A 24,005-nucleotide genomic window follows, 5' to 3' on the forward strand; every position below is an offset into this window, starting at 1 on the left:
CGAGAGGTCTATCAGAGGGAGGCGGTCGTCAGAAGCTGGCCATCTCGATGGCGAAGATGATCGGCTGCTGCCCGCCGAGCTCGCCGGTGATCGGGAAGGTCACGTGGGCGGAGGGAGAGAAGCGGCCGATCTCGAAGCGCAGGCCCGCCGAGATCGTGAGCAGGTGCCCCCGGCTGTCCTCGGGGAGGCCGATCGCGCCGTCGGCGCCGGCCAGCTCGACGAGGGTCCACATCCCCTTGAAGGCCTTCGCCGCGAAGAGCAGGCCGTAGTGGAGGGCCATCACCGCCGGACGATCGTCGATGGGCAGGATCCCGCTGCCGCCGACCTCGAGGTCGATGGCGAAGGGATCGAGGTCGAAGGCCAGGCCCAGATCGAGGCGCACCGCCGCGGCGCCGGGGCTCCAGCGCTCGGACCGGTAGAAGCTCACCGGCCGCAGCGAGGCCGAGCGCATGGAGGCGGCCTCGGCCCCGAGCCCGGGCGCGGTGGGGACGCGGCCGCGCAGGGCCGCGCCGTAGCGGAAGCCCCCGTCGAGGCCCATCTGCACGTACCGGCTGCCCCGGGCGCCGATGGCGAGGTTGCCGAGCACCGGCTGGGCCACCGAGCCGCTCGGGCCGGCGTAGCCGAAGGGGAGCTCGGCGACGAAGGCGATCTCCTCGGCGATGCGCAGGTCGATCCCCACCGGGAGGACCAGCCCGTTGTCCGAGCCGAGGCGGGCGAAGGAGGTGCCCAGGGAGAAGACGTTGGCCGGGGTCAGGTCGGTGAGGTGCAGGGGGCGGGGCCCCACCGCCTGGGCCGCCGCGCTCGCGGGCGCGAGGGCCAGCCCGGCGAGGACGAGGAGGGCGAGGATCGGTCGGCGCACGCTCACGGGCCGCGCTCCAGGCGCCGCTCGAGGAAGTCGAGGCGATCGTTGCCCCAGAAGAGCTCCTCCCCGACGAAGATCGCGGGCGCCCCGAAGGCGCCCCGGGAGACGGCCTCCTCGGTGTTGGCCTTGAGGCGCTCCTTCACGTGCCCGGAGTCCGTGCGCTCGAGCAGACCCTTCGGCGCGCCGATGGCCTTCAGCGCCTCGGCCAGGACCGCCGGATCGGCGAGGTCCTTCCCCTCCACCCACATGTCGGCGAAGAGGCGGCGGGCCAGGGGGACCTGGTGACCCCGCTCCTCGGCCGCCACCGCCAGGCGCATGGCCCGCAGGGTGTTCACGGGGAAGTGAGGGTTCATCCGGTAGGGGACCTCGTAGAAGGCCGCCCACTGCTCCAGATCCCGCAGCATCCAGCGGGCCTTGGACGCGCTGGTCTCGGCCGGCGAGATCGTCCCGAGGGACTTGAAGACCCCCCCGAGGAGGAAGGGGCGCCAGGCCAGCACCGCCCCGGTGCGCTCGATCAGCGCCTCGATCCGGGTGGAGGCCAGGTAGCTGTAGGGACTTCCGAAGTCGTAGAAGAGCTCGACGGTCTCGGCCATGGGAGAGAGAGGATACTACGGGCCCCCCCTCGCGCCAGGCGGTGATTTCGGGCGCCTCGCCCGGGCGCCACACGGCGCTGGTGGCTGGCGCGAGCCTGGCATAGAGTGACGACATCATGGCGCGCATTCTCGTGGTCGATGATTCGCTGGCTGCCGGCCGGCAGCTCGAGCGCCTGCTGGTCGAGCAGGGCTCCCACGACGTGATCCACCATGCCCGCAACGGGGCCGAGGCCGTGAAGCAGTTCGTGGCCGACGCTCCGGAGCTGGTGATGATGGACATCGTGATGCCGGTCATGGACGGCCTGCAGGCGCTGCGGGCGATCCTCGGGCGGGACGCGGGGGCGCGCGTGATCATGGTTTCCTCTGTCGGGGGCGTGGGTGAGAAAGTGAACGAGGCCCTCCGACTGGGTGCGCGAGCAGTCGTCTCCAAGCCTTTCGAGGCCGAAGAGGTGCTCGCCACGGTGGAGCGAGTCCTGGCGGAAGAGAGCTAGAGGCAAGCGTGTCGGTCAAATTCTTCGGACAGTATCTTCTAGAGCGCGGCACCATCTCCCGCGAGGCGCTCCTGAAGGCCCTCGAGCTTCAGGACACCCGCAACCTGCGGCTGGGCGACTACGCCGTCCGGCGCGGCTACCTCACCGAGGCCCAGAGTGAGCAGATCAACCGGATCCAGCTCACCGAGGACAAGCGCTTCGGCGAGATCGCCAAGGAGAAGGGGCTCCTCACCGAGGAGCAGATCGGGGAGCTGCTCACCCTCCAGCAGAACGACTACCTGATGCTGGGCGAGGCCCTCCTCGAGGTCGGCCCGCTCGATCGGCAGACCCTCGAGGCCGAGCTGAAGAACTTCAAGGCCGATCAGGAGAAGTACCTCACCGACGACGTGATCTTCCCGCCGGGCGTGAAGGAGCCCTCGCTCCTGGCCATCCCCATCGATCTGACCGCGAAGATGCTGCTGCGCATCGCCGCGGTCACCTCGAAGATCGGCGAGGGCGAGCGCAGCGAGCGCCCGCCGGTGGCGCGCCTGATCTCGGTGGCGGTGGACTTCAGCGGCGGCCTCACCGCCAAGTACCTCCTCTCGCTCTCCGAGGACATCGCTCGCAAGGTGGCCCTGCCCATGCTGGGCGAGGATCCCGGCGACGATCACGAGGCGGTGATCGACAGCGTGCGCGAGCTCTGCAACGTGATCTGCGGCAACTCGGCGGCCAAGCTGGCCCAGCTGGGCAAGGCCGTGGAGATCGGTCCGCCGATGATGGTCGAGGGGCCTCTGCCTGCGCACGAGCAGGCGATCCTCTTCCCCCTCCACGTCGCCGACGGAGCAGCCGAGGTCCGCATCCTGCGCTAGCAGGGCCCTGCCTTGAGCGAACCCGGGCTGATCGAGGTGCTCGGCCCGGGGGGCCGGCTGGCCGAGGCGAGTGAGGGCTACGAGGACCGCCCGCAGCAGCGGCGCATGGCCGACGCCGTCGCGCGGGCCCTCGCCCGGGGGCACCACCTCACGGTGGAGGCCGGCACCGGCACCGGCAAGACCCTGGCCTACCTCCTGCCGGCCGTCCTCTCGGGCCGGCGGATCGTCGTCTCGACGGCCACCAAGGCGCTGCAGGATCAGGTCTTCGAGAAGGACCTCCCCCTCCTCGCCGAGGTCCTCGGGCGGCCCATCTCCGCCGCGCGCCTCAAGGGTAGGGGCAACTACGTCTGCCTGACCCGCAAGGCCCGCTTCGACGCCCAGCCCACCTTCGAGCGGCGGGAGGAGGGGGCCACCTACGACGCGATCGACGCCTGGGTGAAGACCACCGAGAGCGGGGACAAGGCCGAGCTGCACGCCGTGCCCGAGACCCACTCCGCCTGGTCCCAGATCTGCTCGACCTCCGACTCCTGCACCGGCCAGAAGTGCGAGGCCTGGGAGCTCTGCTTCGTGACCCGCGAGCGGGAGAAGGCGGCGCAGGCCCAGGTGGTCGTGGTCAACCACCACCTCTTCTTCGCCGATCTGTCCCTGAAGTCCTCCTCCGCCGGGCAGCTGGGGGGCGCCGAGGTGATCCCCCCCTACGAGGCGGTGATCTTCGACGAGGCCCACGCCCTGGAGGACGTGGCCACGACCTTCTTCGGGGTGAGCTTCTCCTCCCGTCAGTGCACCGACCTGGCCCGGGACGCCGGCCGCGTCGCGGCGGCGCAGCCCGAGCTCGCCAGCGCGTTGGGCGAGGCGGCCGCGAGGCTGGAGCGGCGCGCCAAGGCCTTCTTCGCCTGCCTCCCCGGCGAGGAGGGGCGCGGCGCCCTCGAGCCCCGCACGGTCGAGGACTGCCTGGAGGAGCGCGACGCCCTGCGGGAGGCCCTGAAGCTGCTGGCGGCGGTGGCCTCGGAGGCGCGGGAGGACGAGGAGGTCCAGAGCCTGGGCCGCCGGGCCCGGGAGGGCGAGTCGGCCCTCTTCCTGGTGACGACCCTCGACGATCCCACGCTGGTCTACTGGATGGACCGGCGGGCGCGCAGCACGGTCCTGCAGGCCTCGCCCATCGACGTGGCGCCGGTGCTGCAGGAGATCCTGCTGCGGCAGGTGGACGTCTGCACCTTCACCTCGGCGACCCTGGCCACCAACGGCGGCCTGGGCTTCTTCCAGAACCGGATCGGTCTGGTGGAGGAGGGCGAGGAGCGCTTCGAGCAGGAGAGCCTGATCCTCGACTCCCCCTTCGACTACGAGCGGCAGGCCGCCCTCTACGTCCCCACCGGCCTGCCCGAGCCCAACCGCCCGGGCTTCGTCGAGGCGGTGGCCGAGGAGGCCCTGCAGCTCATCGAGCTCACCGGCGGGCGGGCCTTCGTGCTCTGCACGAGCCGCCGCAACATGTTCGCGATCCACGATCTCATCGCGGGCCGCTTCGACGCGCCCCTCTATCTGCAGGGGCAGGCGCCCAAGCAGGCCCTCCTCGAGCGCTTCCAGGAGGCCCCCTCGGTGCTGGTCGCCACCCAGAGCTTCTGGGAGGGCGTGGACGTCCCGGGGGACGCGCTCTCCCTGGTGATCATCGACAAGCTCCCCTTCGCCTCCCCGGGCGATCCGATCGTCGCGGCCCGGATGCGGGCCCTCGAGGAGGCGGGGAAGAGCGCCTTCGGTCACTACCAGCTGCCCCAGGCGGCGCTGGCCCTCAAGCAGGGCTTCGGCCGGCTGATCCGGACCCGCCGCGATCGGGGCATCGTCGCCATCTGCGACGAGCGCCTGGCGACCCGCCGCTACCGGGGTCACTTCCTGCGTACGCTGCCGCCGGCGCCGCGCTTCCGGGACCGGGACGCGCTCGCGCTCTGGTGGGCCGAGGCGCGGGAACAACTGGATTCCAGGGCAGGGGCTTCTCCGGTAGGCTAGCGCCGGTCATGCAGCTGAATGCCGCTCAGCGCGAGCTCGCGCTCAAGATCGTCTATTACGGGCCCGGGCTGTCCGGAAAGACGACCAACCTCCAGGCGATCCACAAGCGCCTGGATGCGGCCTCCCGCGGCCGGCTGATGACCCTGGACACGGCGGACGATCGGACCCTCTTCTTCGACCTGCTGCCGATCTACTTCCAGTCCGAGGGCGGGCTGAAGGTGAAGATCAAGCTCTACACGGTGCCGGGGCAGGTCATGCACAACTCGACCCGCCGGCTGGTGCTGCGCGGGGCGGACGGGATCGCCTTCATCGCCGACAGCCAGCGCAGCCAGAGCCGCGCCAACAACGAGTACTGGCAGAACATGCTCTCGAACCTGCGGGAGAACGGCATCGAGTACGGGAAGATCCCGATCGCGGTGCAGTTCAACAAGCGGGACCTGCCCGACATCCGTTCGAGCGAGGAGCTCGGCGAGATCGCCGAGCGGGGCCGGGAGCCCATCTTCGAGGCCATCGCCATCCAGGGGATCGGCGTCCTGGAGACCTTCCACGGGCTCCTGCGCATGACCTGGCGGGACCTCGAGGCGAAGCATGACCTGAAGCGAAAGTTCGGGCTCAGAGAGGACGAGTTCCTCCGGTCGGTCTTCGAGAAGCTCGACACCACGGGCTGCGACCTGCCGCCCGAGATCCTGGGGGGGGAATCGTGATGGAAGGCTCGGCGCCGAGCTCCGGCATCGACCGGACGCCCACCCTCAAGGAGCTGGTCCCCCGGGAGGCCTTCACGGACCTCTGCCGCAGCTACGTCGACCTCTACGGTATCGGTATCAAGGTCTTCGACGCCGACGGCACCCGCCTGGTCGACCTCAAGGTCGGCAACGGCGACTTCTGCGGCTACGTCTTCAGCAAGGGGAACGGGCGGCAGCAGTGCACCGCAACCGTCGGCCGGGTGAAGGACACCCCCTTCGAGCTCGGCGCGCTCCAGGGCAAGGCCCTCCCCGAGAAGGTCGCCATCGCGACCTGCTTCACGGGCCTCCGCTACGTGACCCTGCCGATCATCCACGAGCTCGATCTGCTCGGGAAGGTGATCTTCGGGCCCTTCCGCCCCGCCGAGCTGGCCGAGCTGCCCGCCACCGTGACCTCCCTCTCCGCCGACTTCGACGTCGCGGAGGCCCTCGGCTACATCGAGAAGGTCCGCCAGGCGCCGGACGCCACCATCCTGAAGATCATGGAGCACTTCTGGCTGGTGCTCGAGGTGATCATCCACGCGGGCTACCAGGCGCAGCTCACCAGCACGATGCACATCGAGTCGGTGACCGAGTCGCACCGGGAGCTGATGCACAAGAACCGGCAGCTCGAGGAGTCCCTCGAGAAGCTCAAGGAGCTCGACCGCCTCAAGTCGAACTTCCTGGCCACGGTGAGCCACGAGCTGCGCACCCCCCTGACCAGCGTCATCGGCTACTCCGAGATGCTCCTCGAGGGGCTCGCCGGCGACCTCCAGCCCGAGCAGACCGAGTACGTGCGCACGATCATGGAGAAGGGCGAGAACCTCCTCCAGATCATCTCGTCGATCCTCGACATCTCGAAGATCGAGAGCGGCAGCGTGCAGCTCTCCCTCGGGGAGGTCGACATGGCCGAGGTCGCGCGGGCGGCGATCAGCACGGTGCTGCCGCAGGCTCAGCGCAAGGAGCTGAAGCTCGACACCCGCCTCGAGACCGCCCTGCCGCGGGTGCCCGCCGATCGGTCCAAGGTGCGGCAGTGCATGGTGAACCTGCTGGCCAACGCCGTGAAGTTCACGCCCGACGGGGGCACCGTGATCCTCGAGGTGCAGCGCTACACCGGCCCGCGGCGGCGGGTGCCCGACGATCCCGACGGCGCCTTCGATCTCTTCGAGCCGCGCGAGAACCACTTCGTCCGGGTGGCGGTGATCGACTCGGGGATCGGCATCCCGCCGGACAAGCTCGATCGGGTCTTCGACACCTTCTACCAGGTCGACAACAGCCCGACCCGCGAGTACGGCGGCACCGGGCTGGGCCTCTCGATCGTGAAGTCCTACGTCGAGGCGCACGGCGGCGAGATCTGGGTGGACAGCAACATGGGCGGGGGCAGCACCTTCGCCTTCCTGCTGCCCCTCGAGGCCACCACCGGCGTCCCCCTGCCTCCGGAAAAGAGCAGCCGGTGAGTCGCATACTGGTGGTCGAGGACGATGAGGCCATCCGCAAGATGGAGGAGCGGATCCTCGTCGAGGCGGGGCATCAGGTGGACCTCTGCGTGGACGTCGCCGGGGCGCGGATCCGGCTGGCCGCGCCGAACCTGCCCGACCTCGTGGTCCTCGACCTGATGATGCCCGGCGACTCGGGCCTCGACCTCTCCCGGGAGATGCGCGCCGATCCGCGCCTCGAGAAGATCCCGGTGGTGGTGGTCACCGCCCGCACCGGGGCCGAGGCCATGCGGGCCGGCTTCGACGCCGGCGCGACCCACTACCTCTCCAAGCCCTTCACCAAGCAGAAGCTGCTGGAGATCGTCGAGCTCGCCCTGGGCGAGAGCGAATGAGCCGCGCGGGGGCGCCGCCCGGGGACGAGCTGCGGATCCTCGCCGACTGGCTCTCCCTCTTCCCCACGGCCGGCCCCCGGGTGGTGATCGGCCCCGGTGACGACGCCGCGGCCCTGCGCTGCGCGCCGGGGAAGGTGCTGGTGACCACCACCGACGCCATGGTGGAGGGCGTCCACTTCCTCCGGGAGGCCTTCCCGGCGCGGGCGGTGGGGCGCAAGGCCCTGGCGGTGAACCTCTCGGATCTGGCCGCCATGGGGGCGAGCTCCCGCTGGCTGCTCTGCTCCCTGGTGATCCCCCCCGGCCTCGGCCGCCGCTGGCTGCGCGAGGCGGGCGAGGGCATGGCCGGGCTCTGCCGGGCCGAGGGCGTGACCCTGGTGGGCGGCAACATCAGCGCCGGGCCGAAGCTCGAGCTGCACCTCACCCTCCTGGGGGAGGCCGACCCCGCCCGCCTGCTGCGCCGCTCCGGCGCCCGGGAGGGGGACGGGATCTGGGTCAGCGGGACCCTGGGCGACGCGGCCCTGGGGCTCTCCCGGCTCCAGGGCCTCTCGCGGCCCCCGGCGCGGCCGGGGAAGCTGCAGCTGCGCCAGCTCGAGCCCACCGCGCGCACCGTGCTCGGGAGGGCCCTGGCCGGCCGGCAGCTGGCCAGCGCCTGCCTCGACGTCTCGGACGGGCTGGCCCTCGACCTGCGGCGCCTCTGCGAGGCCTCGGGGGTGGGGGCGAGGATCGCCCTGGAGCACCTGCCCCTCTCCGCCCCCGCCCGCCGCGCCCTCTCCCGGATGGAGGATCCCTGGGCGCCGCCGGTGAGCGGCGGCGAGGACTACGAGCTGCTCTTCACCGTCCCGCCCGGGAAGACCCGCGCCCTGGAGCGCTTCCTCGCCCGCAGCGGCCACGCGGCGACCCGCATCGGGGAGATCACGCAGGAGCGAAGGGTGAAGCTGGTGCTGCCGGGGGGGAAGGTGTACCGGCCGGCGAGCCTGGGGTACCGGCACCAGGCCTGAGCCCTCCGGGGAGAGGCCGTGTACGTGGACGTGCACGTACACGGGTTTTCCCCGGCACCTCGGATTCGCGTTATGCTGCCCGTCTCGACATCAAAAGGGGGCATAGCGGGCGTGCGGGTCACCCTCTTCACCAAGATCTTCCTCGGTTACTTCCTGCTGCTGGCGGTCTCGCTGGCGATGCCGGAGATCCTCTCCCAGACCTCGGCGCCGCTGGACATGCGGCCCTGGATCACCCTGGGCCTGGGCGTGGCCCTCTCCCTCGGGCTGGCCTGGCTCCTCTCCCGGATCCTGGGCCGGGTGAGGACCCTCAACGCCTTCGCCGAGCAGATCTCCCGGGGCGATCTCTCCCGCCCCCTCGAGGCCGGCAGCAGCGTGCTGGGCAAGGACGAGGTGGACGACCTCACGACCTCGGTCATCCACATGCAGGAGAACCTGCGCGATCTGGTCGGCCACATCCAGCGCTCCTCCAGCGCCCTCTCCGAGGCCTCCAGCGACCTGCAGTCCTCCGCCCAGCAGATGAGCTCCTCCTCCTCGGGGGTGAGCGAGTCCATCGAGCAGATCGCCTCGGGCACCGAGCTCCAGAAGGAGCTGGTCGATCGCACCTCGATGCTGATCGCCGAGATCGCCTCCTCGATCTCCCGCACCGCCATCTCCGCCGAGGACGCCGCGCGCAGCTCCTCCCAGAGCAGCGCCTCCGCCCAGTCGGGCGGCCGGGCCGCCAACCTCGCCGGCGAGCGGCTCGGCAAGGTCTTCGAGCGGATCGAGAACGCCTCGGAGACCGTCTTCGACTTCGGCACCCAGACCCAGCAGATCGGCAAGGTGGTCTCGGTCATCGCCACCATCGCCCAGCAGACCAACCTGCTGGCGCTCAACGCCACCATCGAGGCCGCCCGCGCTGGCGAGTATGGCCGGGGCTTCGCGGTGGTCGCCGAGGAGGTGCGCAAGCTCGCCGAGCAGGCCGGCCGCTCGGCGGATCAGATCTCCCGGATCGCCGAGGACATCGACCACTCCGCCGAGACCGTCGTCAGCGCCATGCGCGAGGCCACGGAGGAGCTGCGGGCGGGCCGCACCGACCTGACGGCCCTGATCGAGTCCCTCCAGGGCATCGTCCGTCAGGCGATGCGGGGCGCCGAGAAGGTCGACCTCATCTCCGAGTCCGCGCGCCAGCAGCTCGAGGGCAGCGAGGAGATGGTGAAGGCGACCAAGAACATCTCGGCCGTGGCCCAGAACAACGTCGAGGCCACCGAAGAGGTGCGCAGCGTGATCGGCGAGCAGGCCCGCTCGATGCAGCAGATGGCCGACAGCGCGCAGGAGCTGCTCTCCCTCTCCCGGGAGCTCGAGGACATCACCTCCAGGTTCCGCCTGTGAGTGGGGATCTCCACTACGTCCGCTTCGAGGCCCGGGGCGATCTCTTCGCCCTCCCTCTGCGGGAGGTGCGCGAGGTGATCGAGCCCTCGGCCCTCACGCCCATCCCCCACGGGCCCCGCTCGGCCCTGGGGGTGATGAATCATCACGGTCGGGTGGTCACCCTGATCGACCTTCGCTCCCTCCTGCTGGGTGAGCAGCCGGCCTCTCCCGCGATCTGCCTCCTCCTCGACGCTCCCGACCGGAGAGTGGCGCTGGGGGTGGACCGCGTCGAGGGGATCGGCCCGCTGCACGTCGAGGAGGGGCTCGCCCGGCTGGGTCAGAGAGCCGTCTCGGTTCTGAACTCGGCCCGTGTCTTCGATGCGGTGGACTTGTCCTTCGACCAAGGGGGCATGGTAGAGTCCACTTCGCAAACTTTGGAGGAGCTCTAGATGCCCAAGCGTGTTCTGGTGGTGGACGACGCCATCTTCATGCGCAACATGATCAAGGACATCTTCGCCCAGGCGCCCGATTTCGAGGTCGTCGGCGAGGCCGTCCACGGGCTCGAGGCCGTCGAGAAGTACAAGGAGCTCAAGCCCGACGTCACGATCATGGACATCGTGATGCCCTTCAAGAGCGGCATCGATGCGACGCGTGAGATCGTCAAGTACGACGCGGAAGCGACCATCGTGATGTGCTCTGCCCTCGGGCAGGAGCAGCTGGTCATGGAGGCCATCGAGGCGGGAGCCGCCGACTTCATCGTCAAGCGCTTCAACGCCGACGAGGTCCTCAAGGTGGTGCGCAAGGTCCTCGGCGAGGGCTGAGGCCCGGAGGGCTAGCGCCATCGCCAACCCGGAGCCGTCGTGACGCTCGACATGTCCCGCTACCTGGACCTCTTCGTCCAGGAGGCCGGTGAGCATCTCGAGGCCATGGGGCGGGGTCTGGTCGAGCTCGAGAAGAGCCCCGGCCCCGAGCACCTCGACGCGATCTTCCGCCACGCCCACTCGCTCAAGGGGATGGCGGGCTCGATGGGCTTCATCCCCATCACCGAGCTCGCCCACCGCCTCGAGGATCTGATGGCCGCCGCCCGCTCGGGGGCGCTGGAGCTCGGGGCCGAGCACATCGACGTGGCCCTGGAGGTCACCGATCTCCTGGTGGGGCTGGTCGGCACCGCGGCCGAGACCGGCTCGGTGGACACCTGGCCGGCAGGGGGCGAGGCCCTCTTCAAGCGCCTCGAGGAGCTGACGCCCGAGCCGGACGGGGAGAGCGCCCTGCTGCCGGCGGCCGCCACGGCGCTGCCCGCGCCGGCCCCCGCTCCCCAGGCCCCCCTGCAGGCGAAGGAGGGCGGCGCGCCGCTCTTGCGGGTGAGGGCCACCATCGACCCCGAGTCGAAGGTCCCGGGGGTGCGGGCCTTCCTGGTGCACAAGCGCCTCTCCGAGCACGGCGAGGTCCTGCGCTGCGCCCCCAGCCTGGAGGAGATCAAGGCCGGCCGGCTGCTCGACGGCGGGGTCTCCATCGTCCTGCAGACCGAGGCCGGGGTGGGGACCCTGGACCGGGTGCTCTCGAACATCGCCGAGGTCGAGGAGATCTCGATCGAGCTCTACGAGGCCGAGGGCGAGCGAGAGCCCTCCTCCGCGCCGAAGCTCGAGCCGGCGGGCGGGCGGGGCAACACCATCCGGGTGAGGACCGATCTGCTCGACGAGCTGATGGACAGCGCCGGTGAGCTCCTCCTGGGGGTCCATCACCTGCGCAGCCTGCTGCCGGACGACGACCTCGAGGGGGCGCCCGGGCCGATGCACGACGCCGTGGACCGCCTCGACAAGGTGGTGCGGGAGGTCAACCGCCAGGTCGTCCAGGCGCGGATGACGCCGATCGGGGTCCTCTTCGATCGCCTGCCGCGCACCGTGCGGGACGTGGCGCGGAAGGTCGGGAAGCCGGTGGAGCTCAAGCTCGAGGGCTCGGAGATCGAGCTGGACCGGGCGATCCTCGACGAGATCGACGCACCGCTGACGCACCTGGTGCGCAACGCGGTGGATCACGGCTTCGAGGCGGCCGAGCAGCGCAACGCGCGCGGCAAGCCCTCCACCGGTCAGCTGGTGGTCAGCGCGCAGCGGGACCGGGACCGGGTGATCATCTCGGTGCGCGACGACGGCGGCGGGATCGATTCGGCGCGGATCGGCGAGAAGGCCGTGGCCACCGGGAAGATCAGCGAGCTCGAGCTCGATCAGCTCACCGAGCGCGAGGTGTTGATGCTGGCGGCCCTGCCGGGGCTCTCCACCAAGGAGGAGGTCTCCGAGGTCTCCGGCCGCGGCGTGGGCCTGGACGTCGTGCGGGACACCGCCGAGGGCCTCGGCGGCACGATGGAGATCGACTCGGTGGTGGGAGAGGGGACGACCTTCACCCTGCGCCTCCCCCTCACCGTGGCGATCCAGCGCCTGCTCCTGGTGGCCTCGGAGGCCCAGACCTTCGCCGTGCCGGTGAACAAGGTGCTGCACGTGGAGCAGGTCGAGCCGGAGTCCTGGAGCCAGGCCCACGGTCAGCCGGTGGTGCCCTTCCAGGACGGCCTCATCCACGCCTACGACCTGCGCGACTGGCTCGGCCAGCGCGAGCCGCCGGACCTGCCGCGGCCCCACGTGATCGTCGAGAACGAGGCCGGTGAGCCGATCTCGATCGCCGTCGATCGCCTCAAGGGGCACCTCGAGGCGCTGATCAAGCCGCTCGAGGCACCGCTCCAGCGCGTCTCGGGGCTCTCGGGCGTCGCCTTCCTGCCGGAGGGGCGGCCTGTTTTCGTGATCGATCTTGCGTCCGTGGCGCGTACATCCGAACATTGGACGCGTCGGGGCGGCTACTAGGAGGGGAGCGACAACGTGACCGAAGCGCCTCAGCAGACCACTCCCATGGATCCCAGCAAACTCACCCACGTCCAGCTCGACGCCCTGCGCGAGGTGACCCACACCGGCTGCGGCGCCGCCGCGACGGCCCTCTCCCAGCTCATCGGGGGCCAGCCGGTGGACCTGCAGGTGGTCGAGGCCGGCGTCGTGGCGCCCGGCGAGGTCGCCCCGCGCCTCAACGGTGAGGCCGGCGAGATCTGGGGAGTGCAGCTCGAGCTGCGCGGCGGCATGGAGGGCACCCTCCTGCTGGCCTACAACCACCAGGACGCCCGCGCGCTGACCACCCTCCTGGCCGGCGAGAAGGCCCTGGACGCCGAGGGCGCCTTCACCGACCTGGGCCTCTCCTCCCTGGCCGAGCTGGGCAACATCCTCGCCTCCGCCTACCTCACCGCCGTCGGCACCGTCACCGGCCTGATCCTCCTGCCCTCCGTGCCCACCGTCGTGCACGGGACCAACCAGTCCCTGGCCAGCTCCATCCTCCGGGAGGCCGAGGGCGAGGAGCGGCTGCTCCTGCTCGAGACGCGGCTGACGGCCGAGGGGCCGGCGCCCTTGAGCGGGCATCTGATCATCGCGGCTCGGCCCAAGGGGATCGGGACGCTGCTGTCTGCGCTGAATCTCTAGATTCCTCGGGGATCTACGGCGCTCCCCTGGTTCTTGGCCCGATTTGCGCGGCGTGGTTTCGAGGTGTTCGGGTTTCCGACACGGCTCACGGCTCACGGCTGACGGCTCACGGCTGACGGCTGACGGCTCACGGCTGACGGCTCACGGCTGACGGCTGACGGCTCACGGCTGACGGCTCACGGCTCACGGCTCATCGAGGTCGAAGTCGGGAGCTGGGGGTGAAGCGGGTCTGTCAGGGTCGGGTGGTATCTGCACGATTCACCTTCCGGGGCGTGGCCGCTCTCGTCGCCGGCCCCACTGCGGGTGAGGGCCGTCGCCGAGAGCGGCCCTCTCCCCCATCAAGGAGGTCGTTCATGCAGACCCAGGCACTCCCCCCGGTCCTTCCTCACAAGCGCTACCAGGCCTTCAAGCTGGCAGTGGAGCTCGCCTGCCAGATCAACGAGGCGAAGGTAGGTGGCGGCCAGGGTGCGCTCCGCGACCAGGTGCGCAGAGCCGCCAACTCTGTTGCGCTCAACATCGCAGAAGGCGCTGGCCGAGCGGGCAACGATCGCCTGGCGTTCTTCCGCATCGCGCGGGCTAGCGCCTGCGAGACCTCGGCTGCCATCGAGCTCCTCGAGGCCTTCGGGGCCCTCTCCCCGCAGGTCGCCAGCGAGACCCAGCACCTCTGCGACCGGCTCTACGCACTCCTCACGAAGATGGCCGAGCTCGACAGGCCCTAGGCGCACCCCTTTCAGACCCTGGCTCCGCTCGAACCCTTGCCGGGCCGTGAGCCGTGAGCCGTGAGCCGTGTCGGTCCACTGGAGCCCTCGAAAGCTCGCCGGATCACGACCGGGCTCGCTCCCCCTCTTGTGCCCCCCCGAAGTCGGAGTACCTTCTCTCCCCATGGATCGCCGCGCCCTAGAGGCCCTCCTGAAGAAGGTCGCCACCGGAAAGACCTCCCCGAGCGCCGCCCTCGAGCAGCTCGAGGGCTTCCCCTACGCCGAGCTCGAGGACCTTGGGGTCACCCTGGACACCCACCGCGCCCTGCGGACGGGCTATCCGGAGGTGGTCTACGGAGAGGGGAAGTCGGACGCCCAGCTGATGGCGATCGTCGGGAAGCTGCTCGAGAAGGAGACCCGGGTGCTGGTGACCCGCCTCGACGAGGCGCGGGGCCAGGCGCTGGTGGAGCGCTTCGGGGGGACCTTCCACGCCCTGGCGCGCTGCTACGAGCGAGAGGCCGGGGCGAAGCTGCGGCCGAAGGGCAAGACGGTCACGGTGGTGAGCGCGGGGGCCTCGGACGCGCCGGTGGCGGCCGAGGCGATCTTGAGCGCCCGGGTGCACGGCGCCCGCACCGAGCAGATCACCGACGTCGGCGTCGCGGGCATCCACCGCCTGACCCGGCACAAGCGGGGGCTGATGGAGGCCGGGGTGCTGGTGGTGGTCGCGGGCATGGAGGGCGCGCTGGCCTCGGTGGTCGCGGGCCTGACCGGCCGGCCGGTGATCGCGGTGCCCACCTCGGTGGGCTACGGGGCGGCCTTCGAGGGGATGGCGGCCCTCCTGGGGATGCTCAACAGCTGCGCCCCGGGGGTCAGCGTGGTGAACATCGACAACGGCTTCGGCGCCGGGCGGCTGGCGGCGCAGCTGGCGAGGGAGCTGAAGTGACGCGCTGGCTGCACCTCGACCCGGTCGGCGGCATCGCCGGCGACATGACCCTGGCGGCGCTCATCGATCTGGGCGCCTCCCTGGAGCGGATCCGCGAGGGCCTCGAGGCCCTCGGCCTGGAGCCCTTCGAGATCGTCACGGCCCGGGCCGAGGTGGGCGCCCTGGTGGGCACCTCCCTCGAGGTGGTGGTCGAGGGGCACCCGCCCTCCCGGGACTGGCGCGACATCCGGCCCCTCCTTCAGGGGGCGGCCCTCCCCGAGCGGGCCCGGCGCCGGGCGCTGGCGGCCTTCGAGGCCCTGGCCGTCGCCGAGGGGAAGGCCCACGGCGTGCCCCCGGAGACGGTCCACTTCCACGAGGTGGGGGCGGTGGACGCCCTGGTCGACATCGTCGGCTGCGCCCTGGCCCTGGAGGAGCTCGGCGTGGAGAAGGTCAGCGCCAGCCCGCCGCCGCTGGGCCGGGGGGTGACGGACTCCTCCCACGGGCCGATCCCGATCCCGGTGCCGGCGGTGCTCCGCCTGCTCGAGGGCCTCCCGGTGGTGGGCACCGAGGTGGAGGGAGAGCGGGTCACCCCCACCGGCGCGGCCCTGCTGGCCTCCCTCTGCGAGGGGCGGGTGGGGGCGATGCCCGCCCTGCGGATCGAGGCCACCGGCCACGGCGCCGGGCGGGCCCGCTTTTCCGACCGTCCGAACATCGTCCGGGCGATCCTCGGCGAGGTCGAGGAGGCGAGCGTGGGCGCCGGCGAGGTCTGGGTCCAGGAGACGAACCTCGACGACCTCTCCCCCGAGCTGATCGCCGCCTGCGCCGAGGCCGTCTTCGGCGCCGGGGCCCTCGACGTCTGGGTCACGCCGGTGGGGATGAAGAAGGGGCGCCCGGGTCACCTGATCACGGCGCTCTCCCGGGAGGAGGAGCGGGCGGCGGTGGCCGAGGCCCTGCTGCGCCACAGCTCCTCCTTCGGGCTGCGGGCCCACCGGGCCCAGCGGCTGGAGCTCGAGCGGGACTTCGTCCGGGTGGTGACCCGCTTCGGCGAGGTGCAGGTGAAGGTCGGCCGGCTGCGGGGCGAGGTGACGAGCCGCACCCCCGAGCTCGAGGACTGCGCCCGCCTCGCCCGGGAGGCCGGGGTGCCGGTGCGAGAGGTCTACACGGCGGCCCTGGCCGCCGCCGACGCCCTGGCCGCGGCCGGCGGCTGACGCGCTCACTTCCTCGGGGGCAGGCCCCGCGCGTGATACTCTCCCGGGGGCGATGAAACCGGGTCGGCAGCACATCATCATCGCCGCGGACGACCGCTCCGTCGGCGAGGAGCTCGAGCGGATCCTCCAGGAGGAGGGTCACGAGATCGAGCTGGTGCCCTTCTCTCCGCCGCCGCAGGTGGTCGAGGCCAACGTGGTGCTGGTGGTCCCGCCCCAAGAGGGCGCGCTGGAGACGGACACCTGCCACGCCGTCAGCGAGTGGAACCTCGAGGGCAAGACCGTCCTCGCGGTGCTCGACCCGGAGGCGCCCTGGGTGGCCGAGATGGAGAGGATGGAATGCACCGACATCATCCGGCTGCCGCTCTCGCCCCTGGAGGTGCGCACCCGCGTCCGGGCGACCCTGCAGGCGGTGGACCTGCGCCGGGAGCTGACGGTCCAGGCCGCCGACCTCGAGCACCTCCTGGCCCTCGGCCGCCAGATCAGCGCGACCCTCGACGTCGAGGAGATCCTCTACCAGCTGGTCACCGAGCTGGCCGAGCGGGTCCACGTCTCCCGCTGCTCCCTGGTCCTGGTGGACGAGGCGAAGAACCGGGGCCTGGTGATGGCCACGAGCGACGACCGGCAGGTGCACGACCTCGCCATCGATCTCGCCGACTACCCCGAGCTGCAGGAGGTCATCCGCTCCCGCAACTCGCTGGTGATCGACGACATCGCCTCCGAGCCCCTGCTGGAGGGGGCTCGGGGCACCCTCTCCGAGCAGCAGGTGGGCTCGCTGGCCTGCTACCCCCTCATCGTCGACGAGGAGATCCTCGGGGTGCTGGTGCTGCGGGGCGATCGGGGCCGGGCCTCCTTCAGCGACCGCGAGCTCTCCTTCGCCGGCGCGGGCGCCCACGCCGTGGCCATCGCCGTGCGCAACGCCCGCCTCATCGAGCGGATCCGCTACGAGCGGGAGGAGGAGAGCGAGAAGCGCGAGGAGGTCGAGCGCCGCCTCGAGGACCTGCGCAGCTTCGAGGATCTCTTCCAGCACGTGGGGGAGGGGCTGCTCCTGGTCGACCGCGAGGGCGTGATCACCGGCGCCAACCCCTGGGCTCACACCCAGCTGCACTTCCTCGATCCGCTGGTGGGCACTCGCTTCGACTCGATCGTCGAGAGCGAGGCCGATCGCCAGCGCCTCCTCACCCTGCCCACCGGTGAGCGGAGCGAGAACCGGGGCGAGATCCGGGTCCCGGGCCGGGAGGGCGGCGAGCGCGTCCTCTCCGTGCTGGCCTCGGCCCTCTCCGAGGGCGCCACGGTCTTCTCCCTGCGGGACGTCACCGAGCAGCACCGCCTGGCCGAGGAGCTGCGCAAGACCGGCGACTTCCTCGAGAACCTCATCGACTCCTCGGCCGACGCCATCGTCGCCGCCGACGTGCGCGGCCGGATCATCCTCTGGAACGACGCCGCGGCGCAGATCACCGGCTGGACCCGGGACGAGGCCGTCGAGGAGCTGCACGTCACCCGGATCTACCCCGACGAGTGGGCCTTCGAGGTCATGCGCCAGCTGCGCGCCCCGGAGGGCGGCGGCCGCGGGCGGATCATGAGCACCCGGGTGGATCTGCTGGCCAAGAACGGCGAGCGCATCCCGGTCTCCCTCTCGGCGGCGATCCTCTACGAGGGCGATCGGGAGATCGCCACGATGGGCATCTTCACGGACCTGCGCGAGCGCCTGAAGATCGAGCGCAAGCTCTCCCGGGCGCAGGATCGCCTGGTGCGGACCGAGCAGCAGGCGATGATCGCCGGCCTGGCCGGCATCGCGGCCCACGAGCTGAACCAGCCGCTGACCTCGGTCATGGGCTACGCCGAGCTGCTGCGCCGGCGCCTGGCCGAGGACGACCCGAACCACCGCGCGGTGGAGATCATCTACCGGGAGAGCGAGCGCATGGCGGAGATCGTGCGCAAGATCGGCCGGATCACCCGCTTCGAGACCAAGACCTACCTCGGGGACACCCGCATCGTGGACCTCGAGCGCTCGGCGGAGGACGAACAATGAGCGCCGGTGAGATTCGCCCCGTGGACTCGGCCGGGCTCTCGGCGGCCCTCCACTGGTTCTTCGAGACCTCCGAGATGCCGGTCGTCATCTGCGACCCCCAGCTGAAGATCATCATGGCCAACCACGCCTTCGGCGTGAGGGTGGGCGTGAAGTCCGAGGCAGAGCTGCCGGGGCAGGAGCTGGGCCGGGTGCTGCGCATCGATCTGCCGCCGGTGCGCGACGCCGACGCCGATCAGGAGGTGCTGGTCATCCTCCCCGGCGGCGCCGAGGCGATCGCGACCCTCCGCAGCGTCGAGGAGCACGTGATCGTCTCCCTCGACGCGGGCATCGAGGGCGCCCGCCTCGCCCGCGCCCGCCGGGCCCTCGAGGATCAGGAGCGGGTCTTCGCCATCGGCCGCCTCCTCTCGCTGCTGATGAGCGAGGACGACCTCGTCGGCGTGGTGGCCCAGGCCCTGGGCGACCTCTTCCCCGGCCGGCACTACTGCGTCCGGACGGTGGACGGCGAGAGCCACCAGCTCCTCTCCCTCTACGCCGAGGGGACGCTGCGGCCCAAGGCGCGCGCGGTGATCAGCCTCAAGCGCTCGGCGGTGCGCAAGCTGCGGCTCTCGGATGCGGTGCTCGCCAGCGAGCAGGTCGAGGTCTGCACCGAGCACGAGTTCGTCTTCGAGGAGGGGGAGGTCGGCATCGGGGTGCCCCTGGTGGCCGGCGGCCAGCTCCTGGGGCAGATCGACGTCGAGGGCACGGAGGGGCAGTTCGACGATCGCGAGGCCGACGAGCGGCTGGCCATCGGCCTGGCCAACCAGCTGGCGGTGGCCCTGCGCAACGCCCGCCTGCTCACCGAGGCCCGCTACCTGCGAGGCTACCTCGAGAAGCTCATCGAGCAGGCCAACGCCCTGGTGCTGGCGGTCGATCGCCACGGGCGGATCAACATCTTCAACCGGGCCTGCCAGCGGCTCTCCGGCTTCTCCCGGGCCGAGGTGGCCTCCATGCCCTTCAGCCAGCTGGTGGTGCCCGACCAGCGCGAGCGCCTCGAGCGCCTGCTGGATCTGGCGATGCACGGCCAGAGCGGAGAGAACATCGAGGTGACCGTCCTGCGCCGCGACGGCAAGGAGCGGCAGGTGGCCCTCAACACCGCCCCCATCCTCGGGAAGGACGGGCTGGTCGACAGCGTGGTGGTCATCGGCACCGACCTCTCCCGCCTGGTCGAGCTGGAGCGGCAGGTGGTGCACGCCGAGAAGCTCGCGACCCTCGGGCAGCTCGCCGCCGCGGTGGTCCACGAGCTGAACAACCCGCTGACGAGCATTGTCGCCTACGCCGACGCCCTGCGGGGGCGGATGGAGCTGCTGGGGAACGCCGGCGACCGGAAGAAGGCGGAGAAGATCATGAACGCCGCCGAGCGGATCCTGAAGTTCTCGCGGGATCTGCTCACCTACGCGCGCCCGGGCTCCGAGCAGCGCAGCCGGGTCTCGCTCCAGGACGTGATCGCCGAGTCGGTCCGCTTCTGCGACCACGTCCTCAAGACGGAGGGGGTGGAGGTGCGGGTGGACTGGGAGGAGGGCATCCCCACCATCCACGGCAACCGCGGGCGGCTGCAGCAGGTCTTCGTGAACCTCATCACCAACGCCTGCCACGCCATGAAGGGGGGCGGGAGCCTGGAGATCGTCGGCCGCCTGAGCGAGGGCGTGGCCGAGGTGCGGGTGAACGACAGCGGGCCGGGGCTCTCCCCCGAGATCGCCGCCCGGATCTTCGAGCCCTTCTTCTCCACCAAGGCGCCCGGGCAGGGCACCGGCCTGGGGCTCTCCATCGTCCGCGAGATCATCGGGCGGCACACCGGCACCATCGAGGTCGAGGAGGCGCCAGGGGGCGGGGCGGGCTTCGTGATCCGTCTGCCCGTCGCGGGCTAGGCGAGGCCTAGTCCTTCTTGAACTGGGTGTCCCACTCCTCCCGGGAGATGGCGCCCTTCTTGGCCAGCAGCCGCATCAGGGTCCAGAAGTTGCGCTCGAGCTTCTCGAGGCGCGCGGTGTCCTGGTCGCTCACTCCGAAGAGGTAGTCGAGGTCGCCCTGCACGGCGGCCATCTCGCTGCGCTTCTTCACCAGCACCTCGTGCTCCCGGATGATCTCGGCCAGGGCGGTGCGATCGGTGACCTCGCGGCTGGGATCCTTGCCGGCGCGCGCGGCCAGGCCCGGCGGGACCAGCTGCCCCTTCAGGGCGGGGCTACCGCTGGGGACCTGCTCGGAGTTGCCCTCGGCGTCGAGGGTGATGATCTCGTGGCTGCCGGTGCCGTCGGCGTGGAGGATCTCCATCCGCTCGGGGACCTTGCGGGAGGTCTCCTCGAAGGAGGGGATCTTCACCTTGATGCCCCGGTAGACCCACTGCATCACGGCCCGGATCTGGGAGAGGGGGGAGAGCACCGCCTTGAGCTTGCAGTCGGCGGTGAACTCGATCTCGTCGATGGCGGCCATGTCCATCGGATCGGTCATGGCGCAGGTGAGCACCTTGCGGTTGCCGCTGTGATCGACGGCGATGGGGACCAGCTCGTGGGTCTGGCAGAAGCGCTGGTCGAGGACCCGGGCGGCCTGGGGATCGGGGCGGATCTCGGAGAGATCGATGACCGGGATGGCCAGCGCCTCGCCCAGGGCCTGGCAGAGCTCGCCCTCCGAGAGGAAGCCCTTGGCGACCAGGGCGGCGCCGAGGCGGTGACCCCACTGGCGCTGGTAGGCCAGGGCCGAGGCCAGCTGGTCCGTGTCGATCACGCCCCTCTCGAGGAGCAGCTCACCGAGTCGCTTTCTTGCCACGTGGATGGGTCCTTTCGCTGGCCCGGCAGATAGCACAGGCCGGACCTCGTGCCACCTCGGTCATCGGGACGCCGCCGGAGGGTGTCGATCGGGGCGACACCCCCCTCCCGATCGACCTGAATCCAGACACCCGCCGGAGGGTGTCTGAAAACAAGTCAATTCCAGATGTAACGAACCGTTACGTGTAGGACAAGGTAGACAAAGCACAAGTGGCCGTAAATACGGATGAAACTGTGGTGCACCGGTGTCCGGCCGTCAGCCGCGCCCCGAGGCACCACCGCTGCAGTGTGCAGAGGTCAGGAGGAATGCTCATGACCCGCACCAACCGCCAGCCTCACACCGCCCCCCGCAAGCCGAACCTGATCGTCGCCCTGATCGGCGCGGCGCTCCTCACCGCCTGCGGAACCCCCCTCGAGCCCAACTCCGGCGAGCGCTACGAGAGCTTCGTGGACGCCTCGGCCGAGTCGGGGGTCCCCGCCGAGATCCTCCTGGCCGTCTCCTACGAGGCCACCCGCTGGGAGACCCCGGACCTCCACGATCACGAGGGCGCCGAGGGTCCGCCCCGCCACGGCATCATGGGCCTCTCCGAGGCGCAGGTCGCCGTCGGCGCCGCCCGCACCGGCCTGACCTACGAGGAGATCCTCACCGACACGGCCTCCAACATCCGCGCCGGCGCCGCCGCCCTGGCCGCCGCCGCCGAGGAGGTCCTCGGTGAGGACTTCGCCGAGACCTCGACCCTCGAGGACTGGCGGGACGTCCTGGCCGCGACCGCCGACATGCCCGACGAGCAGGCCATCGACTACGCCGACGAGGTCATGACCTTCGTCACCCACGGCGCGGGCCTGACCCTGGAGAGCGGCGAGGCCATCGAGCTGATCGGCTCGACCACCCTGCCGCCGGTGCTGGAGAGCGAGACCGACGAGAGCGCCCTGCAGACCACCTCCCAGAACCTCTCGGCCTCCTCCTCCCTGGTCGACCAGGTCTCCGCGGCGCACAGCTCCAACTACACCCGCGGCCGCAGCCAGCGGGTGAACCTCATCGTCATCCACACGGTGCAGGGCAGCTACAACGGCTGCATCTCCTGGATCCGCAACCCCAGCTCCAACGTCTCGGCTCACTACGTGGTCCGCTCCCGCGACGGCCACATCACCCAGATGGTCGCCGAGTCCGACACCGCCTGGCACGCCCGCTCGGCCAACAGCCGCTCCATCGGCATCGAGCACGAGGGCTACGTCTCCAACGCCTCCTGGTACACCGACGCGATGTACCGGCGCTCCGCGGCGCTGGTCTGCGGCATCGCCCGCCGCCACGGCATCCCCCTCGACCGCCAGCACATCATGGGTCACGTCGAGGTCCCGGGGAACGACCACACCGATCCGGGCCGCTACTGGGACTGGACCAAGTACATGCGCATGGTCCGTGAGGCCTGCGGCCAGAGCGGCGGCGGCTCCTCGGGTGGCTCCTCCGGAGGTTCGTCGGGCGGCTCCTCCGGCGGCTCCAGCGGCGGCTCCTCCAGCGGCAGCGTGCAGCTCCAGGGTCTGGTCTACCAGGCCGGCAACACCAACGCCCGCATCGCCGGCGCCACCGTCCGCGTGGCCGGCCGGACCGCAACCACCAACTCCAGCGGCTACTACAGCGTGAGCGTGCCCCGCGGCACCCACAGCATCACCGCCAGCAAGTCGGGCTACGAGGCGCGCAGCATCCGGCGCTCCGTGAGCAGCGGCACCTGGGGCTCCATCGGCCTGCCCCGGGCGACCTCCTCCAGCGGCGGCTCGAGTGGCGGCTCCTCCGGTGGCTCCTCCGGCGGGTCCAGCACCAGCTCCGGCTCCGGCTCCGGCCAGCTGGTGGGCGTGATCTACGCGGCCCCGAACTCGAGCAACCGCCTGGCCGGCGCCACGGTGAAGCTCTCCAGCGGCCAGAGCACCACCACCAACGGCCAGGGCTACTTCTCCTTCTCGGTGCGCTCCGGCAGCTACACCGTCACCGCCAGCAAGTCCGGCTTCAACAGCGGCAGCGTGTCCCGCACGGTGACCACCGGCCAGAAGGCCTGGGGCTCGGTGGGCCTGCGCCGCCCGACCGAGACCGCCCGCGGCACCCTGATCGGCGTGGTCTACAAGGCCCCGAACACCGGCGACCGCCTGCCGGGCGCGAGCGTGAAGCTCTCCAACGGCGCGACCGCCACCTCCGACGGCCAGGGCGTCTTCCGCTTCTCGGTGGCCCCCGGCTCCTACCGGATCACCGCCAGCGCCTCGGGCTACCAGGCCGCCAGCGTGACCCGCACCGCCCAGGCCGGCAAGGAGGTCTGGGGCTCGGTGGGCCTGGCCCGCGCGAGCACCTCGACCGGCTCCGGCTCGCTGATCGGCGTGGTCTACGACGCCGCCAGCGGCAGCAGCGCGCGGCTCTCCGGGGCGAGCGTCTGGACCTCCACCGGCCAGCGCACCACCACCGGCAGCGACGGCGTCTACACCCTCACCGGCGTGCCCTCGGGCTCGGTGATCATCTACGCCAGCAAGAACGGCTTCCGTGACGGCGGCGTGACCCGGGTGGTCGACAACGGCAAGCGCACCTGGGGCTCGGTGCCTCTGACCCGCCGCAGCGCCGGCGCCGGCGCCGAGAGCGGCGTGGACACCATCGGTGGCAGCCTCTACGAGGGCGAGGAGGAGCCCGACTTCCTGGTCATCTCCCCCCGCGACCTGGTGACCACCGACGCCAACCCCCCGCTGATCTGGGAGGCCGTGACCGACCTGGATCCCGCGACCCACTCCTACATCGTCGCCATCGCCAACGGCCCCGAGGAGGAGGACCTGACCTTCTACAACGTGGCCATGGAGACCCCCGACCCCGCGGCCGAGCCGGTCGACCCGGAGAACCCCGAGGCCAAGCCCGAGATGACCTTCATCCTGCCCGCGCCCCTCGAGGCCGGCGGCTGGAGCTGGGCGGTGGGCGTCATCGACGAGAACGGCGAGCCCGTCCTGATGAGCGACGTGGGTGAGTTCAGGGTGGAATAAGGGTCCCACCTGACGGGCCCGGGCACGAGGCGAGCCCGGGTCCCCCTCCTGCCGGGGTCTCCAGCGATGGAGGCCCCGGCTCTTTTGCGTGTACAGCCGCTGGACGCAAGGACGGGGTGTCCAGGGGCTGTACAGGTTTGAGTCAGTGTTT

At 71.0% G+C, this 24,005-nt stretch carries 21 protein-coding genes; 18 read left to right on the plus strand and 3 right to left on the minus strand.

Translation table 11 applies throughout. The features are described from left to right. Positions 1–28 precede the first annotated feature (28 nt). Together P1V51_16055 and P1V51_16060 are read right to left on the minus strand one after the other, a co-directional pair. Positions 29–865: a hypothetical protein gene (locus P1V51_16055; GenBank protein ID MDF1564559.1), complete on the minus strand. Its 837-nt coding sequence runs from the start codon at positions 863–865 to the stop codon at positions 29–31. Continuing rightward, the gene (locus tag P1V51_16060; protein ID MDF1564560.1) at positions 862–1,455 is read right to left on the minus strand and encodes a 2-hydroxychromene-2-carboxylate isomerase; all 594 of its coding nucleotides are present in this window, start codon (positions 1,453–1,455) and stop codon (positions 862–864) included. The genes P1V51_16055 and P1V51_16060 overlap by 4 nt, the downstream gene beginning before the upstream one ends. A 116-nt stretch (positions 1,456–1,571) precedes the next feature. On the opposite strand from P1V51_16060, the gene P1V51_16065 reads away from it, so the two are divergent. From P1V51_16065 to P1V51_16145, 17 genes are all read left to right on the plus strand, one after another. Then, positions 1,572–1,946 carry a response regulator gene (locus P1V51_16065; protein MDF1564561.1) on the plus strand — a complete coding sequence of 125 codons (375 nt, stop codon included), beginning with the start codon at positions 1,572–1,574 and terminating at the stop codon, positions 1,944–1,946. Between the two features lie 8 nt (positions 1,947–1,954). After that, entirely contained in the window at positions 1,955–2,794 is an 840-nt protein-coding gene (locus P1V51_16070) for a chemotaxis protein CheX (protein ID MDF1564562.1), read from the plus strand. Positions 2,795–2,806: 12 nt separating this feature from the next. Then, positions 2,807–4,792 carry an ATP-dependent DNA helicase gene (locus P1V51_16075; protein ID MDF1564563.1) on the plus strand — a complete coding sequence of 662 codons (1,986 nt, stop codon included), beginning with the start codon at positions 2,807–2,809 and terminating at the stop codon, positions 4,790–4,792. Positions 4,793–4,800: 8 nt separating this feature from the next. After that, complete coding sequence (locus tag P1V51_16080; protein ID MDF1564564.1) at positions 4,801–5,496, plus strand: GTPase domain-containing protein; 696 nt, start codon at positions 4,801–4,803, stop codon at positions 5,494–5,496. After that, complete coding sequence (locus P1V51_16085) at positions 5,496–6,968, plus strand: ATP-binding protein (GenBank protein MDF1564565.1); 1,473 nt, start codon at positions 5,496–5,498, stop codon at positions 6,966–6,968. The genes P1V51_16080 and P1V51_16085 overlap by 1 nt, the downstream gene beginning before the upstream one ends. Further along, positions 6,965–7,339: a response regulator gene (locus P1V51_16090; GenBank protein ID MDF1564566.1), complete on the plus strand. Its 375-nt coding sequence runs from the start codon at positions 6,965–6,967 to the stop codon at positions 7,337–7,339. The genes P1V51_16085 and P1V51_16090 overlap by 4 nt, the downstream gene beginning before the upstream one ends. Next, complete coding sequence (gene thiL / locus P1V51_16095; protein ID MDF1564567.1) at positions 7,336–8,337, plus strand: thiamine-phosphate kinase; 1,002 nt, start codon at positions 7,336–7,338, stop codon at positions 8,335–8,337. The genes P1V51_16090 and thiL overlap by 4 nt, the downstream gene beginning before the upstream one ends. 111 nt (positions 8,338–8,448) lie before the next feature. Further along, positions 8,449–9,705 (plus strand): HAMP domain-containing methyl-accepting chemotaxis protein, encoded by a 1,257-nt coding sequence (locus P1V51_16100; GenBank protein MDF1564568.1) that lies wholly within the window; start codon positions 8,449–8,451, stop codon positions 9,703–9,705. Beyond that, positions 9,702–10,133, plus strand: coding sequence for a chemotaxis protein CheW (locus P1V51_16105; GenBank protein ID MDF1564569.1), 432 nt, complete (start codon positions 9,702–9,704; stop codon positions 10,131–10,133). The genes P1V51_16100 and P1V51_16105 overlap by 4 nt, the downstream gene beginning before the upstream one ends. Next, positions 10,134–10,505 carry a response regulator gene (locus P1V51_16110; protein ID MDF1564570.1) on the plus strand — a complete coding sequence of 124 codons (372 nt, stop codon included), beginning with the start codon at positions 10,134–10,136 and terminating at the stop codon, positions 10,503–10,505. A gap of 51 nt (positions 10,506–10,556) precedes the next feature. Next, positions 10,557–12,533, plus strand: coding sequence for a chemotaxis protein CheA (locus P1V51_16115; protein ID MDF1564571.1), 1,977 nt, complete (start codon positions 10,557–10,559; stop codon positions 12,531–12,533). Between the two features lie 45 nt (positions 12,534–12,578). Next, positions 12,579–13,193 (plus strand): chemotaxis protein CheC, encoded by a 615-nt coding sequence (locus P1V51_16120; protein MDF1564572.1) that lies wholly within the window; start codon positions 12,579–12,581, stop codon positions 13,191–13,193. A 353-nt stretch (positions 13,194–13,546) separates the two neighbouring features. Beyond that, entirely contained in the window at positions 13,547–13,912 is a 366-nt protein-coding gene (locus P1V51_16125) for a four helix bundle protein (GenBank protein MDF1564573.1), read from the plus strand. Positions 13,913–14,075: 163 nt separating this feature from the next. After that, positions 14,076–14,834, plus strand: a complete 759-nt coding sequence (gene larB / locus P1V51_16130) for a nickel pincer cofactor biosynthesis protein LarB (protein ID MDF1564574.1) — start codon at positions 14,076–14,078, stop codon at positions 14,832–14,834. After that, positions 14,831–16,021 carry a nickel pincer cofactor biosynthesis protein LarC gene (larC, locus tag P1V51_16135; GenBank protein ID MDF1564575.1) on the plus strand — a complete coding sequence of 397 codons (1,191 nt, stop codon included), beginning with the start codon at positions 14,831–14,833 and terminating at the stop codon, positions 16,019–16,021. The genes larB and larC overlap by 4 nt, the downstream gene beginning before the upstream one ends. A 52-nt stretch (positions 16,022–16,073) precedes the next feature. Further along, complete coding sequence (locus P1V51_16140; GenBank protein ID MDF1564576.1) at positions 16,074–18,050, plus strand: PAS domain S-box protein; 1,977 nt, start codon at positions 16,074–16,076, stop codon at positions 18,048–18,050. 20 nt (positions 18,051–18,070) lie between these two features. Beyond that, complete coding sequence (locus tag P1V51_16145; GenBank protein ID MDF1564577.1) at positions 18,071–19,954, plus strand: PAS domain-containing protein; 1,884 nt, start codon at positions 18,071–18,073, stop codon at positions 19,952–19,954. 7 nt (positions 19,955–19,961) lie between these two features. Here the strand turns inward: P1V51_16145 and P1V51_16150 are convergent, their stop codons facing one another. Beyond that, positions 19,962–20,846: a hypothetical protein gene (locus P1V51_16150; protein ID MDF1564578.1), complete on the minus strand. Its 885-nt coding sequence runs from the start codon at positions 20,844–20,846 to the stop codon at positions 19,962–19,964. 311 nt (positions 20,847–21,157) lie between these two features. Between P1V51_16150 and P1V51_16155 the strand changes: the two genes are divergently transcribed. Continuing rightward, positions 21,158–23,854, plus strand: a complete 2,697-nt coding sequence (locus tag P1V51_16155) for a carboxypeptidase regulatory-like domain-containing protein (GenBank protein ID MDF1564579.1) — start codon at positions 21,158–21,160, stop codon at positions 23,852–23,854. Positions 23,855–24,005: the final 151 nt, after the last annotated feature.

The organism is Deltaproteobacteria bacterium, assembly GCA_029210625.1.
Lineage (GTDB): Bacteria > Myxococcota > Myxococcia > SLRQ01 > SLRQ01 > JARGFU01.

Bases quoted from the DNA above. Each gene is read 5' to 3' on its own strand.
- P1V51_16060 (MDF1564560.1), bottom strand. From the start codon at position 1,455: ATGGCCGAGACCGTCGAGCTCTTCTACGACTTCGGAAGTCCCTACAGC.
- P1V51_16065 (MDF1564561.1), top strand. From the start codon at position 1,572: ATGGCGCGCATTCTCGTGGTCGATGATTCGCTGGCTGCCGGCCGGCAG.
- P1V51_16080 (MDF1564564.1), top strand. From the start codon at position 4,801: ATGCAGCTGAATGCCGCTCAGCGCGAGCTCGCGCTCAAGATCGTCTAT.
- P1V51_16085 (MDF1564565.1), top strand. From the start codon at position 5,496: ATGGAAGGCTCGGCGCCGAGCTCCGGCATCGACCGGACGCCCACCCTC.
- thiL (MDF1564567.1), top strand. From the start codon at position 7,336: ATGAGCCGCGCGGGGGCGCCGCCCGGGGACGAGCTGCGGATCCTCGCC.
- P1V51_16110 (MDF1564570.1), top strand. From the start codon at position 10,134: ATGCCCAAGCGTGTTCTGGTGGTGGACGACGCCATCTTCATGCGCAAC.
- P1V51_16115 (MDF1564571.1), top strand. From the start codon at position 10,557: ATGTCCCGCTACCTGGACCTCTTCGTCCAGGAGGCCGGTGAGCATCTC.
- P1V51_16120 (MDF1564572.1), top strand. From the start codon at position 12,579: ATGGATCCCAGCAAACTCACCCACGTCCAGCTCGACGCCCTGCGCGAG.
- P1V51_16125 (MDF1564573.1), top strand. From the start codon at position 13,547: ATGCAGACCCAGGCACTCCCCCCGGTCCTTCCTCACAAGCGCTACCAG.
- larB (MDF1564574.1), top strand. From the start codon at position 14,076: ATGGATCGCCGCGCCCTAGAGGCCCTCCTGAAGAAGGTCGCCACCGGA.
- P1V51_16140 (MDF1564576.1), top strand. From the start codon at position 16,074: ATGAAACCGGGTCGGCAGCACATCATCATCGCCGCGGACGACCGCTCC.
- P1V51_16155 (MDF1564579.1), top strand. From the start codon at position 21,158: ATGACCCGCACCAACCGCCAGCCTCACACCGCCCCCCGCAAGCCGAAC.